The following is a 12,148-nucleotide window of genomic DNA, read 5'->3' as shown; positions in this document are numbered from 1 at the left end:
GTCAGGCGGTGCCGGCGGTCTCCACCACGCGCCGGGCGACCGATTCCTCGACGACGAGCTCGGTGATCAGGCCGGCCGCGAGCGCGCCGCGCAGCGCGTCGATCTTCGACAGGCTCGACACCGCGCACAGCCGCCGAGGGATGCGGCGGATGGCCTCGAGGGTGGGACCGCTCGACCGTGCGTTCAGCTCGATGCCGGTCGCCGAACCGTCCAGGCGGTAGAAGACCGTCGCGCAGTCGCCGACGACGCCGTCGCGCAGCAGGGCGCGCAGGTCCTCTCCGGTGAGGTATCCGCCGGCGTACACGTGCGAGGGCACGTCGGCGTGCGGTGATCCGAGTCCGAACACGAAGACCTGCACGCGCGACTGGGCGTCGAGCACGCGGCGGATGGAGCGCTCGCGCCACAGCAGCTGCTTGGTCAGCGGGTCGTCGAAGAGCGCCGGCACCGGGAACTGCTGCACATCGGTGCCGAAGGCCTGACCGAAGCGCTCGAGGATCGCGCCGGAGTACGAGATCCCCGACGTCGACTCGTTCGCCGCCCCGTTCATCTGCACGATCTGCGAATCGTGCAGCCGCTTCGTCGGAAGGTGGCGTGCGATCGCCGAGACGGTCGCCCCCCACGCGATGCCGATGCTCGCGTCCGGGTCGAGCGTCGACGAGAGCACGTGCGCGGCAGTGCGCGCCGTGCGTTCGAGACGCTCGGCATCGGCCGCACGCGGCGGCGTGCTCACGACGTGCACCGAGATGCCGAAGCGCTCGGCGAGACGGCGCGCGACCACCGTGTTCGCCTCCTGCGGCGAATGAACGGTGATCTCGACGAGCCCGATGTCGCGAGCATGCGCGAGCAGCCGCGACACCGACGAGCGCGACAGCGACATCTCGGCGGCGATCTGGTCCATCGTGCGATCCTGCACGTAATACAGCTGAGCGGCACGCAGCGCATCCTGCGTACGTGCCTCGGCCTCGGTGTCGCCGCTCATCGCTCTCCGTCCTGCACGTTCGTGCACCGCCGCGAGGTTCCTGCACGTTCGTTCACGCACGTTGCGCATCCGTGCGGCGGCACCCAGTGTAGAGGTGACGAACCTGGAAGAGGATGCATGATGACCGAGTCGACGCCGACCACCCGATCGAACATCCAGGCCCTGCGTGCGCGGCCGCACGCCGAGGTCCTCGTCATCGGGGGCGGCATCAACGGCATCGCGACTTTCCGCGACCTGGCGCTGCAGGGCGTCGACGTCGCACTCGTCGAACGCGGCGACTACGTCAGCGGCGCCTCGTCGGCCTCGAGCCACATGATCCACGGCGGCGTGCGCTATCTCGAGAACGGCGAGTTCCGCCTGGTCCGCGAGTCGGTGACCGAGCGCAACCGTCTCGTGCGCAACGCCCCCCACTTCGTCAAGCCGCTCCCCACGACCATCCCCATCCACCGCACGTTCTCGGGCATCCTCGCCGCCCCCTTCCGGCTGCTGGTGACCCACGGCCGCGGCAAGCCCCGGGAGCGCGGGGCACTGCTGATCAAGCTCGGGCTCGTGATGTACGACACCTTCTCGCGCGACGGCGGGGCGGTGCCGCGACACAGCTTCCACGGACGCACGGTCTCGCGTCGGCAGTTCCCCGGGCTGGACGATCGCTTCCGCTACACCGCGACCTACTACGACGCCTCGATGCACGACCCCGAGCGCCTCGCGCTCGACGTCCTGCGCGACGGCATCCGCGAAGACTCCGCGCGCGCGGCGAACTACGCCCCCGTCGTGGGGGCGGACGGATCGTCGGTGACGATCCGCGACGACGTCACCGGCGAGGAGTTCGCCTTCACCGCCGACGTCGTCGTCAACACCAGCGGTCCGTGGACCGACATCACCAATGCCGCCCTCGGCTCGCCCTCACGGTTCATGGGCGGCACGAAGGGATCGCACATCGTCCTCGACAACCCGGCGCTGCTGGCGGCCACCCGCGGCAACGAGATCTTCTTCGAGGCCGCCGACGGCCGCATCGTGCTGATCTACCCGCTGAAGGGGCGCGTGATGGTCGGCACGACCGACATCGACGCCGATCCCGCCCACGAGACCGTCTGCACCGACGACGAGATCGACTACTTCTTCGGTCTGATCGCGCAGGTGTTCCCCGACCTCTCCGTCGATCGCTCGCAGATCGTCTACACCTTCTCGGGCATCCGCCCGCTGCCGCGCCACGACGACCTGGCTCCGGGGTTCGTCTCGCGCGATTACCGCATCGAACGCGACCGCCTCGCCGGCGTGCCGGTGCTCAGTCTCGTCGGCGGAAAGTGGACGACGTTCCGCGCGCTCGCCGAACACCTGACGACCGATGTGATGAGCATCCTCGGGCGCCCGCGGCGCGTGGGCACGACCGATCTCGCGATCGGCGGCGGCGCCGGGTACCCGCGCACCGACGCCCGGCGCACCACGTGGATCGAGGCGCACCGGGGCGCCCACGCGGTCGCGTTCGCCGACCGCATGCTCGAGCGCTACGGCACCTACGCGGCCGAGGTGCTCGCCGCCCTGCCCGTCGAGCAGCGCCCGCTCGAACACGTCCCCGGGTACTCGGCCGAGGAGATCGCGTTCCTCGCCGAGCGCGAGGAGGTCGTGACCCTCCTCGACCTCCTGCTCCGACGCACCCACATCGCCTTCGTCGGCGGGGTCACGACCGAGGCGCTCGTCGAGGTCGCCGACGCGGCCGCCCCGGCCCTCGGGTGGGACGCGGACGCGGTCGCGGCTCAGGTCGACGAGACCGCGGCGGCCTTGCTCGCGTCGCACCGCATCGACGTGCGTACCTCGGGTCTGGCTCCCTTGGGCGCCTGACACCGTCCGAGCGCACCGGCGAAGCCCGACGCCGGCATCCGTTCGGGCACCCTCCGTCGCGCCCTCCGGCGTGCGCGTGATCCTGCAGAAAGGTCAATGTCGACATGCAAGACGTCAACCTGGGGCTCTACTTCGTCTCCGAGCTCGTCGGGACGGCGATGCTGCTCCTTCTCGGCGGCGGCGTCGTCGCCAACGTCCTCCTCGCCAAATCCAAGGGCCAGGGCGGCGGCACCCTGATGATCAACTGGGGCTGGGGGCTGGCGGTGTTCGCCGGCGTGCTCGTCTCGTCGTACTCGGGGGCGCAGCTGAACCCCGCGGTGTCGATCGGACTGCTGGTGGGCGGCAAGATCGGCCTCGCCCCGTTCTTCGTCGCGATCGCCGCGCAGATGGTCGGAGCCTTCGTCGGCGCCGTGCTGTGCTGGCTGGTCTACCGCGACCATTTCGACGCGGAGCCCGACCCGGCCAACAAGCTCGGAGTGTTCTCGACCGGTCCGGCGATCCGCTCGTACGGGTCGAACCTCGTCACCGAGATCATCGCGACCTTCGTGCTGGTCTTCGTGATCTTCGCCTTCGCCGACTACGGCGACATCCAGATCGGCGTGCCGGGCGCCCTGGGGCCCCTCACGGCGGTCCCCGTGGCCCTGCTCGTCGTCAGCATCGGAGCCTCGCTGGGCGGTCCGACCGGATACGCCATCAACCCGGCCCGCGACCTCGGGCCGCGCATCGCGCACGCCGTGCTCCCCATCAAGGGCAAGGGCTCGAGCGACTGGTCGTATGCGTGGGTGCCCGTCGTGGGCCCGCTCATCGGCGGTACGCTCGCGGCACTCGCAGCTTCGGCCCTGCTGGGTCTCGCCGCCTGACCCGGCCCCGCAGACACACCCCTGATCCGACCCTCACAGACAAGGACGTCACACCATGACCGAGTACATCATCGCCCTCGACCAGGGCACCACCTCGAGTCGCGCGATCATCTTCGACAAGAAGGGATCGATCATCTCCGTCGGGCAGAAGGAGCACGAGCAGATCATGCCGCGGGCGGGCTGGGTCGAGCACGACCCGATCGAGATCCGCGACAACATGCGCGAGGTCATCGGCATCGCGCTCGGCCGCGCGAACCTCACCCGCCACGACATCGCCGCGATCGGCATCACCAACCAGCGTGAGACCGCTGTCGTGTGGGACAAGAACACCGGCACCCCCGTCTACAACGCGATCGTCTGGCAGGACACCCGCACGCAGTCCATCGTCAACCGCCTGGCCGGCGACGAGGGCGTCGAGCGGTACAAGGACATCGTCGGACTGCCGCTGGCGACCTACTTCTCGGGCACCAAGATCGTCTGGATCCTCGAGAACGTCGAGGGTGCCCGTGAGAAGGCCGAGGCCGGTGACCTCGTCTTCGGCACGACCGACACGTGGGTGCTGTGGAACCTCACCGGCGGCCCGAAGGGCGGCATCCACGCGACCGACGTCACGAACGCGTCGCGCACGCTCTTCATGGACCTCGAGACCCTCGAGTGGCGCGACGACATCCTCGCCGACTTCGGTGTGCCGCGCTCGATGATGCCCGAGATCCGCTCGTCGAGCGAGGTCTACGGCGAGGCGCGCGACACGTCGCTGCTGCGCGAGACGCCGGTGGCCGGCATCCTCGGCGATCAGCAGGCCGCGACGTTCGGTCAGGCGGCGTTCGACGCCGGTGAGAGCAAGAACACCTACGGCACCGGCAACTTCCTGATCTTCCAGACCGGCACCGAGATCGTGAAGTCCGAGAACGGTCTGCTCACCACCGTCGGGTACAAGCTCGGCGACGGGCCCACCCACTACGCGCTCGAGGGATCGATCGCCGTCACCGGCTCGCTCATCCAGTGGCTGCGCGATCAGCTCGGGATCATCTCGACGGCACCCGAGGTCGAGCAGCTCGCGCTGTCGGTCGAGGACAACGGCGGTGTGTACTTCGTGCCCGCCTTCTCGGGGCTGTACGCGCCGTACTGGCGTCCCGACGCGCGCGGCGCGATCGTCGGGCTCACGCGCTACGCCAACCGCGGCCACCTCTCGCGCGCCGCGCTCGAGGCGACGGCCTTCCAGACGCGTGAAGTGCTGGATGCCGTCAACGCCGACTCGGGCGTCGATCTGGCCGAGCTGAAGGTCGACGGCGGCATGATCGCCAACGACACGCTCATGCAGTTCCAGGCCGACATCCTGGGGGTCCCCGTCGTTCGGCCGGTCGTCGCCGAGACGACCGCGTTGGGTGCCGCTTACGCCGCCGGCCTCGCCGTCGGGTTCTGGAGCGACCTCGACGAGCTCCGGGCCAACTGGCAGGAGGACAAGCGCTGGACCCCGAACGACGACGCCCCGGAGCGCGAGCGCCAGCTGCGGCTGTGGAAGAAGGCCGTGACGAAGTCGATGGACTGGGTCGACGACGACGTCCGCTGACGACTGAGGCCGCCGCGTCGTGTCAGAGGGGGAGGGCGAAGCACACCGAGCGCGGCATCGTCTCGGCGTAGGGCTCATAGACGGGGATGCGGCTGAACCCCATCGACGTGTAGAGCGCGAGGGACTCGGGCTGCTGGAGCCCGGTCTGCAGGATCACGCGTTCCGCGCCGTCCCCGCGTGCCGCATCGAGCGCCGCCGACATGAGTCCGCGCGCGATGCCGAGCCCGCGGAACGCGGGCGCCACGATGAGCCGCTTGATCTCCCACTCGTCGCCGAGCCGGCGGAGGATGACGTGCCCCGCGGGGGCCTCGTCGGCGCCGGCCCGGGCGACGAGGGCGATCAGCGTCGCGACGATCTCGTCGGGGTGCGTCGCCAGCGCGCGGGCGCGGGCGCGGCGTCGCTCGTCGGGCTCGTCGCCGTGGAAGCCGTCGTAGCGAGCGCCGAGGTCGTCGTCGAGCTGTCGGCGCAGGTCACGGGCGCGGGGATCGTCGTAGGGGACGTCGATGATCCGCCAGGTCAGGTCTCGTTCCACAGCGACCGATAGTAGGCCGGATCTGGCTGTTCCGTCGCCAGGACAGGGCAGGACTCGGGGCGGCTTGGGACCGGGATCCTGCGGCTCAGCCTGTTGACGGCACGCGCGACGACCGGCCGGACGCCGGCCGCGGGCGTTCTAGGGTGGAGGGGCGAGTTCGAAGGAGAACACATGCAGATCGCCGGAGCCTCCGCCCTCATCACGGGCGGCGCCAGCGGACTGGGCGCGGCCACGGCACGCCGCCTCGCCGCCGCCGGCGCCCACGTCACGATCGTCGACCTCCCGGGATCGCCCGGGCCCGAGGTCGCAGCCGAGATCGGCGGACGGTTCGCTCCGGCCGACGTCACCGATCCGGCCGAGGTCGCCGCGGCCGTCGAGACAGCTGGCCGCAGCGCGCCTCTGCGGATCGTCGTCAACTGCGCCGGGATCGCGCCGCCCGCCAAAGTGCTCGACCGAGAAGGTCACCCGACCCCGCTGCCGGACTTCGAGCGCGTCATCCGCATCAACGTCGTCGGCACCTACAACGTCGTGGCGCAGGCTTCGGCGGCGATCGCCCGCACCGACCCGACGCAGACCGGTGCTCGCGGCGTCATCGTCAACACGGCCTCCGTCGCGGCCTTCGACGGCCAGATCGGCCAGCCCGCCTACGCCGCGTCGAAGGGGGCGGTGCACGCGATGACCCTGCCGATCGCGCGCGAGCTCGCGCGTCACGGCATCCGCGTCTGCACCATCGCCCCCGGAATCATGCAGACCCCGATGATGGCGGGGCTACCGGATGCCGCGCAGCAGTCCCTCGGCGAGCAGGTGCCGTACCCGCAGCGCCTGGGGACACCCGAGGAGTTCGCCGCCCTCGCCGCGCACATCGTCGACAACGACTACCTCAACGGCGAGACGATCCGTCTCGACGGCGCGATCAGAATGGCACCACGATGAGCGACACCTCACCTGCGACCGACACCGTCCTGCTGAGCCGCGAGGGACCCCTCGCCCGCATCACCCTGAACCGACCCATGTCGCTGAACGCCATCGACGCGGAGATGGCGGAGCGGTGGCGCGAGGTCGCGACCGATGTGGCCGCAGACGAGACGATCGGCGCCGTGATCCTGGATGCCGCGGGCCGCGCCTTCTGCGCCGGCGGCGACGTCGTGTCGATGTCGACGTCGGGGCTCGGCGGCGAGGAGGTCACCGCGATGGCGCGGGTGATCACCGACGGCATCGCGGCACTGACCGCGAGCGCCGTTCCCATCGTGGCCGCCGTGCAGGGCGCCGTCGCCGGCGGCGGGCTCGGCATCATGCTGGTCGCCGACTACATCGTCGCCGCGCCGTCGGCGGTGTTCGTCAGCAAGTACGCCAACATCGGCCTCACGCCCGACCTGGGCGTGTCGACGCTCCTGCCGGCCGCCGTCGGACAGCGGCGCGCACTGCAGCTGCTGCTGCACGACACCGCCCTCGACGCCGAGACCGCCCGCGATTGGGGCCTCGTGACCGAGGTCGTCCCCGATCCCGCGGCCCGCGCGGCGGCGATCGCCGCGTCCTGGATCGACGGCGCGACCGCCGCATTCGGGCAGGCGAAACGTCTCGTCCGCGCCGGCGCACAGCGACCGTTCGCCGACAGCCTCGACGACGAAGCGCGCACCATCGGCGGGCGCTTCGACACCGACGAGGCGCGCGTCCGCATCGACGCGTTCGCCGCTGCATCCGCTCGCCGCTCTCGACCCGAGGAGAACTCATGACCGACGCGAAGCCCCTCGCGGGCAAGACGCTGCTGATGTCGGGCGGCAGCCGCGGCATCGGGCTGGCCATCGCGCTCCGCGCCGCCCGCGACGGCGCGAACATCGCCCTGCTCGCGAAGACCGATCAGCCCCACCCGAAGCTCGAGGGCACCGTCCACACGGCCGCCGCCGAGATCGTCGAGGCGGGGGGGCCGGGCGCTGCCGATCGTCGGCGACGTGCGCGACGAGGACTCCATCACCCAGGCGGTGCTGAAGACCCACGGGGAGTTCGGCGGGATCGACATCGTGGTCAACAACGCCTCGGCGATCGACCTGTCGGGAACGCTCGAGCTCGCGACGAAGCGGTTCGACCTCATGCACGAGGTGAACGTCCGGGGGACCTTCCTGCTCTCGCGCGCCGCCCTGCCGATCCTTCAGGAGGCCGAGAACCCCCACATCCTCTCGCTCTCACCGCCGTTGAACCTCTCGCCGAGGTGGCTCGGAGCGCACACCGGCTACACGCTGGCGAAGTACGGCATGACGATGGCGACGCTCGGGATCGCCGCGGAGTTCGCCGCAGCCGGCGTGGCCGCGAACACGCTGTGGCCGCGGACGACGATCGCCACCGCCGCCGTGCGCTATTCCCTCGGCGGCGACCGGATGATGGCGGTCAGCCGCACCCCCGAGATCTACGCCGACGCCGCCTATGAGGTCCTCGTGCAGCCGGCCCGGGCGTGCTCGGGGCAGACGCTGATCGTCGAGGACGTGCTCGAGGCGGCGGGCATCACCGATTTCTCGGCGTACGCCGCCGTTCCCGGCACCCCCGACGACGCGCTCTACCCCGACATCTTCCTCGACTGAACGCCGGCGCGCGGGGCGTCCGACGGTCCGTCGGGTCAGGCGTTCAGGTCGATGAGGGTACCCACGCCCCGCGCGCGTGCGGCGCCGAGCAGCACCTCGGCGACAGCGACGTCCTGTGCGCCGATCCCGACGGAGTCGAAGAGCGTGATCTCGTCGGGGCTCGAGCGTCCGCGCACCCGGCCGGTCAGCACCTCGCCGAGCGTGCCGACGACGTCGCCCAGCGCGAGCGCGCCCTCGGCCACCGCGAGCAGCAGGTCGCCCGACTTCGTCGCGGCGGTTGCGCGGTCGTCGACCCAGACCGAGGCCCGCGCCAGAGCATCCCCGTCGACCTCGCGCTCGTCGGGCCGCGGCCGCGCCCCCACGACGTTGAGGTGCTGGCCGGGCATCAGCCACGCGCCGGCGAGGATCGGCTCGATCGACGGGGTCAAGGTGCACACCACGTCGGAGGCCTCGACGACGTCGCGCGGCGACGCCGCCGAGACGACCTCGCCGGTCCAGTCGTCGTCGCGGGCGAGGTCGGCGACGAACCTCGCCACCGTCTCGGGCGAGCGCGACCAGACGGTGAGCCGCTCGAACGGGCGGACGTCCCGCAGCGCGCGCACGTGCTCGCGGGCGAGCGCGCCGGCGCCCAGCAGGCCGAGGGAGCTGCTGTCGGAGCGCGCGAGAGCACGTGTCGCCACGGCGCTCGCGGCGGCCGTGCGCACGCGCGTGGGCACCCGCCCGTGCAGCAGCGCCACGGGTGCGCCGTCGGTGCGGTCCACGACGAGGATCATCGAGCGCTGCGTCGGCAGTCCGCGGCCGCCGTTCTCGGGCACATCGGCCAGCAGCTTCACCCCCGCCAGGCCCGCGGCATCCGAGACGGCCGCCATGAGGATGAACCGTCCCGAGTCGGCGGGGGTCGACATGGAGGTGGGGCCGGGCTGGTCGGCGCCGCCGTCGGCGATCTCGGCGAACGCGCGCTCCACCGCGGCGATCGTCGCCGGCCGGTCGACGAGCGCCTCGAGGTCGGAGGCGCCGAGGAGCAGCGTCACGCGGCGACCTCGCCGGTGAGTTCGAGGCCGTCGGCGACGACGGCACCGCGGTAGAGGACGGTGCGGTCGGGCAGACGGTCCATCACGGCCGCTGTGACCGTGTCGCCGGCCAGCAGCACGAGGTCGGCGGTGTCGCCGACCCCGACGCCGGGGCGATCGCCCGGACCGGTCAGCGCCGGCGCGTTCCCCATGACCGCCCGCCCGCCCGCGGTGGCGATCGCGACGCAGTGCTCGATGTCCTCGTCGCGGCGGAAACCGTTGGTGAACGCCAGCTGCCAGGTCCGGTCGAGCATGTCGGTGTTGCCGTAGGGAGACCAGTAGTCGCGCTGGCCGTCCTGACCCAGACCCAGCCGGATGCCGTACTCCGCGAGCAGCAGTGTCGGGAGCGCCGCCGGCGGGGCGATCGTCGCCATGGAGATGTCGAGCTCCCGGAACTGCTCGAGCAGAGGCCGCAGCTGCTCCTCGGGGAGGCGGCCCAGGCCGTAGCCGTGCGAGATGGTGACGCGGCCGCGCAGGTCGAGCGCGCGGGTGCGCTCGATGATGAGCTCGGCCGAGAATTTCGCGAGCTGGTCGGGCTCGTGCAGGTGGATGTCGATCGGCGCGTGGTGCTTCTCGGCGATCCCGAACACGATGTCGAGGTGGCGGACCGGGTCGCGGTCCAACGCGCACGGATCGATCCCGCCGACGACGTCCGCGCCGCGCGACATGGCGCTCTCGAGCACCTCCGCCGACCCCGCCTCGCGGAGGAGTCCGGCCTGGGGGAACGCGATGACCTCGACGTCGCAGCGGCCGGCGTTCGCCTCGCGCGCGGCCAGCACCGCGTCGAGGCGCTCGTGCCCGGCATCCGTGTCGACCTGCGCGTAGGTGCGCACGGCGGTCGTGCCGCGGGCGATCGCGCGCTCGAGGGTGGTCGCGACCCGCTCGCCGATCGGCGCCTCGGCGTCTCGCCAGTTGCGGCGATCGTTGAGCATCATCCCCCAGACGCCGGGCACTCCGGTGTGGGGCCGGAACGGCAGACCGACGCGCGTGGAATCGAGGTGGACGTGCACGTCGGCGAAGGACGGCACCAGGATGCGCCCGCGTCCCTCGACGAGCGTCGCCGCGTCGGTGGGAGCCGTGCCCGAGGGAGCGACGTCGGTGATGACGCCGCCCGCCACGGTCACATCGGCGCTCGGTCCGCCCCACGGGCGGACGTCGGTGAGGATGGTGCGGGTCATTCGAAGCTCGTCTCGGTGAAGTCGTACAGGCCGTCGGCGCGCGGCTCCCACCGCAGCGATCCGCCGGCGGCGAAGTTGTTGGCGGGCACGTAGAGCGGCACGAAGTACGCCTGGGCGTTGCTGTAGTCCAGCAGCTCGGCGAACACGTCCTCGCGCTCGGCGCCCTCCACGCCGCGCTGGCGTTCGGCGAGCTCGGTGGTGACCGGGTCCTGAGCGTAGTTGTTGTTGCCCGCCGGCTCGTAGAAGTCCGTCAGCGGCAGGTCGCCGTCGAGCGTGGAGGGCGCCCAGGTGTTGAGGTAGATGCCCTGCATCTCTTTGCCGCGCACCTTGAGGGTGTGGCTCTGCTGATCGGCGCCGCGCATGTCGACGGCGATACCGACGGCCTCGAGGTAGCCCTGGACGCTCTGGGCGATCTCGCTCGAGAGCGGGATCCGGCCGTCGGTGGCGTAGTCGAACGGGATGGGCGTGCCGTCGTACCCGGCTTCGGCGAGGAGTGCGCGCGCCGCGTCGGGGTCGAACGTCGGCCCCTCGACGTCGTCCGAGGAGCCCTCGACGGCGGGGGCGAGCATGGCACGGGCGGGCTCGGCGAGGCCGGCCAGGAGGGAGGTGACGATCGCCTCGCTGTCGATGGCGTGCGCCACCGCCTGGCGGACGCGGACGTCCTGCAGGGCGCCCGCGGTGGAGTTCACGCCGAGGAACACGACGCCGTTCGAGAGCGCCGAGAACACCTGCGCGTTGCCGGCCGATTCGATGCTCGACACCTGTGTGGGGCCGATCTGGGCGACGTCGAGGTCACCCGAGAGGACGCCGCTCGCGCGGGACTCGGCCGACGACACCGGCTGCAGCGAGATCGACTCGATGACGGGCGCCTCGCCCCAGTAGTCCTCGTTGCGCACGAGGTCGTACGACACGCCCGCGGCGATCTTCTCGAAGACGTAGGGGCCCGATCCGATCGGCTCGCGTGCGTAGGCGTCCGGACCCATCTCCTGGTACGTGTCCGCCGGGACGATCGAGATGAGCGAGGTGTTGCGGGGGAAGGCCGAGAAGGGCTGCTTCAGCACGAAGCGCACGGTGAGGTCGTCGACCTTCTCGACGCGGTCGATCGACGACAGATAGGCGTAGTTCTCACCCGTCGGATCGCCGAGGATGGTCTCGTACGAGAAGACGACGTCGTCGGCGTCGATCGCTTCGCCGTTGCTCGCGGTGACCTCGGGCTGCAGCGTGAACTCCCATTCGGTGAGGTCGGCGTTCGAGGTCCACTCGGTGGCGAGCTTGGGCAGCATCTCGCCGTCGGCGGCGATCTTGACCAGCTGGTCGTGGGTGTGGAAGAACACCGACAGCACCACGAGCGCCCCCGAGCGGATCGGGTCCATCGAGGTCGGGTCGGTGGGGAGGGCCGCAGTGATGGCGGTCTGCGCACCGTCGGACGACGAGCCCGACGGCTCGTCGAAGCCGCCGGCGCAGCCGGACAGCAGCAGGGCGCCCAGGGCGAGCGACGATCCGCCGGCGAGTGCGCGGCGGGAGCGGGGAGAGGTCATGGCGGGGCC

At 71.3% G+C, this 12,148-nt stretch carries 10 protein-coding genes and 1 pseudogene; 6 read left to right on the top strand and 5 right to left on the bottom strand.

The window, feature by feature from the left end; genetic code table 11:
• Position 1: 1 nt before the first annotated feature.
• On the bottom strand, positions 2-979 hold the full coding sequence (locus tag HW566_RS07025) for a sugar-binding transcriptional regulator (RefSeq protein ID WP_178011558.1): 978 nt from the start codon (positions 977-979) through the stop codon (positions 2-4).
• Positions 980-1,099: 120 nt separating this feature from the next.
• On the opposite strand from HW566_RS07025, the gene HW566_RS07020 reads away from it, so the two are divergent.
• The 3 genes from HW566_RS07020 to glpK all read left to right on the top strand — a co-directional run bounded on the left by HW566_RS07020 (position 1,100) and on the right by glpK (position 5,248).
• Positions 1,100-2,818, top strand: coding sequence for a glycerol-3-phosphate dehydrogenase/oxidase (locus tag HW566_RS07020; protein ID WP_178011556.1), 1,719 nt, complete (start codon positions 1,100-1,102; stop codon positions 2,816-2,818).
• 104 nt (positions 2,819-2,922) lie between these two features.
• Positions 2,923-3,678, top strand: a complete 756-nt coding sequence (locus HW566_RS07015; RefSeq protein WP_178011554.1) for an MIP/aquaporin family protein — start codon at positions 2,923-2,925, stop codon at positions 3,676-3,678.
• Between the two features lie 55 nt (positions 3,679-3,733).
• Complete coding sequence (glpK, locus tag HW566_RS07010) at positions 3,734-5,248, top strand: glycerol kinase GlpK (RefSeq protein WP_178011553.1); 1,515 nt, start codon at positions 3,734-3,736, stop codon at positions 5,246-5,248.
• 22 nt (positions 5,249-5,270) lie between these two features.
• Here glpK and HW566_RS07005 read toward each other — a convergent pair whose 3' ends face one another.
• Positions 5,271-5,780: a GNAT family N-acetyltransferase gene (locus tag HW566_RS07005; RefSeq protein WP_178011551.1), complete on the bottom strand. Its 510-nt coding sequence runs from the start codon at positions 5,778-5,780 to the stop codon at positions 5,271-5,273.
• A 171-nt stretch (positions 5,781-5,951) separates the two neighbouring features.
• On the opposite strand from HW566_RS07005, the gene HW566_RS07000 reads away from it, so the two are divergent.
• From HW566_RS07000 to HW566_RS06990, 3 genes and pseudogenes are all read left to right on the top strand, one after another.
• The gene (locus HW566_RS07000; RefSeq protein WP_178011549.1) at positions 5,952-6,713 is read left to right on the top strand and encodes an SDR family NAD(P)-dependent oxidoreductase; all 762 of its coding nucleotides are present in this window, start codon (positions 5,952-5,954) and stop codon (positions 6,711-6,713) included.
• The gene (locus HW566_RS06995) at positions 6,710-7,513 is read left to right on the top strand and encodes an enoyl-CoA hydratase/isomerase family protein (RefSeq protein WP_178011548.1); all 804 of its coding nucleotides are present in this window, start codon (positions 6,710-6,712) and stop codon (positions 7,511-7,513) included. Before HW566_RS07000 ends, HW566_RS06995 begins: the two co-directional genes overlap by 4 nt.
• Positions 7,510-8,353 (top strand): annotated as a pseudogene (locus tag HW566_RS06990) (SDR family oxidoreductase). The gene HW566_RS06995 and the pseudogene HW566_RS06990 overlap by 4 nt, the downstream one beginning before the upstream one ends.
• Positions 8,354-8,388: 35 nt before the next feature.
• Here the strand turns inward: HW566_RS06990 and HW566_RS06985 are convergent.
• Genes HW566_RS06985 through HW566_RS06975 form a run of 3 tightly spaced genes read right to left on the bottom strand, consistent with a single transcriptional unit; the run spans position 8,389 to position 12,139 of the window.
• Positions 8,389-9,384, bottom strand: a complete 996-nt coding sequence (locus tag HW566_RS06985) for an ornithine cyclodeaminase family protein (RefSeq protein ID WP_178011546.1) — start codon at positions 9,382-9,384, stop codon at positions 8,389-8,391.
• Positions 9,381-10,601 (bottom strand): amidohydrolase family protein, encoded by a 1,221-nt coding sequence (locus HW566_RS06980; protein WP_178011544.1) that lies wholly within the window; start codon positions 10,599-10,601, stop codon positions 9,381-9,383. The genes HW566_RS06985 and HW566_RS06980 overlap by 4 nt, the downstream gene beginning before the upstream one ends.
• Positions 10,598-12,139 carry an ABC transporter substrate-binding protein gene (locus HW566_RS06975; protein ID WP_178011542.1) on the bottom strand — a complete coding sequence of 514 codons (1,542 nt, stop codon included), beginning with the start codon at positions 12,137-12,139 and terminating at the stop codon, positions 10,598-10,600. The genes HW566_RS06980 and HW566_RS06975 overlap by 4 nt, the downstream gene beginning before the upstream one ends.
• Positions 12,140-12,148 lie beyond the last annotated feature (9 nt).

The sequence above is a fragment of the Microbacterium oleivorans genome (assembly GCF_013389665.1).
Classification (GTDB): domain Bacteria; phylum Actinomycetota; class Actinomycetes; order Actinomycetales; family Microbacteriaceae; genus Microbacterium; species Microbacterium oleivorans_C.
Note: the sequence above shows the minus strand (reverse complement) of the source record. Positions and strands in the feature narration are given on the sequence as shown.

Bases quoted from the DNA above. Each gene is read 5' to 3' on its own strand.
- HW566_RS07025 (WP_178011558.1), bottom strand. From the start codon at position 979: ATGAGCGGCGACACCGAGGCCGAGGCACGTACGCAGGATGCGCTGCGT.
- HW566_RS07020 (WP_178011556.1), top strand. From the start codon at position 1,100: ATGACCGAGTCGACGCCGACCACCCGATCGAACATCCAGGCCCTGCGT.
- HW566_RS07015 (WP_178011554.1), top strand. From the start codon at position 2,923: ATGCAAGACGTCAACCTGGGGCTCTACTTCGTCTCCGAGCTCGTCGGG.
- glpK (WP_178011553.1), top strand. From the start codon at position 3,734: ATGACCGAGTACATCATCGCCCTCGACCAGGGCACCACCTCGAGTCGC.
- HW566_RS07000 (WP_178011549.1), top strand. From the start codon at position 5,952: ATGCAGATCGCCGGAGCCTCCGCCCTCATCACGGGCGGCGCCAGCGGA.
- HW566_RS06995 (WP_178011548.1), top strand. From the start codon at position 6,710: ATGAGCGACACCTCACCTGCGACCGACACCGTCCTGCTGAGCCGCGAG.
- HW566_RS06980 (WP_178011544.1), bottom strand. From the start codon at position 10,601: ATGACCCGCACCATCCTCACCGACGTCCGCCCGTGGGGCGGACCGAGC.
- HW566_RS06975 (WP_178011542.1), bottom strand. From the start codon at position 12,139: ATGACCTCTCCCCGCTCCCGCCGCGCACTCGCCGGCGGATCGTCGCTC.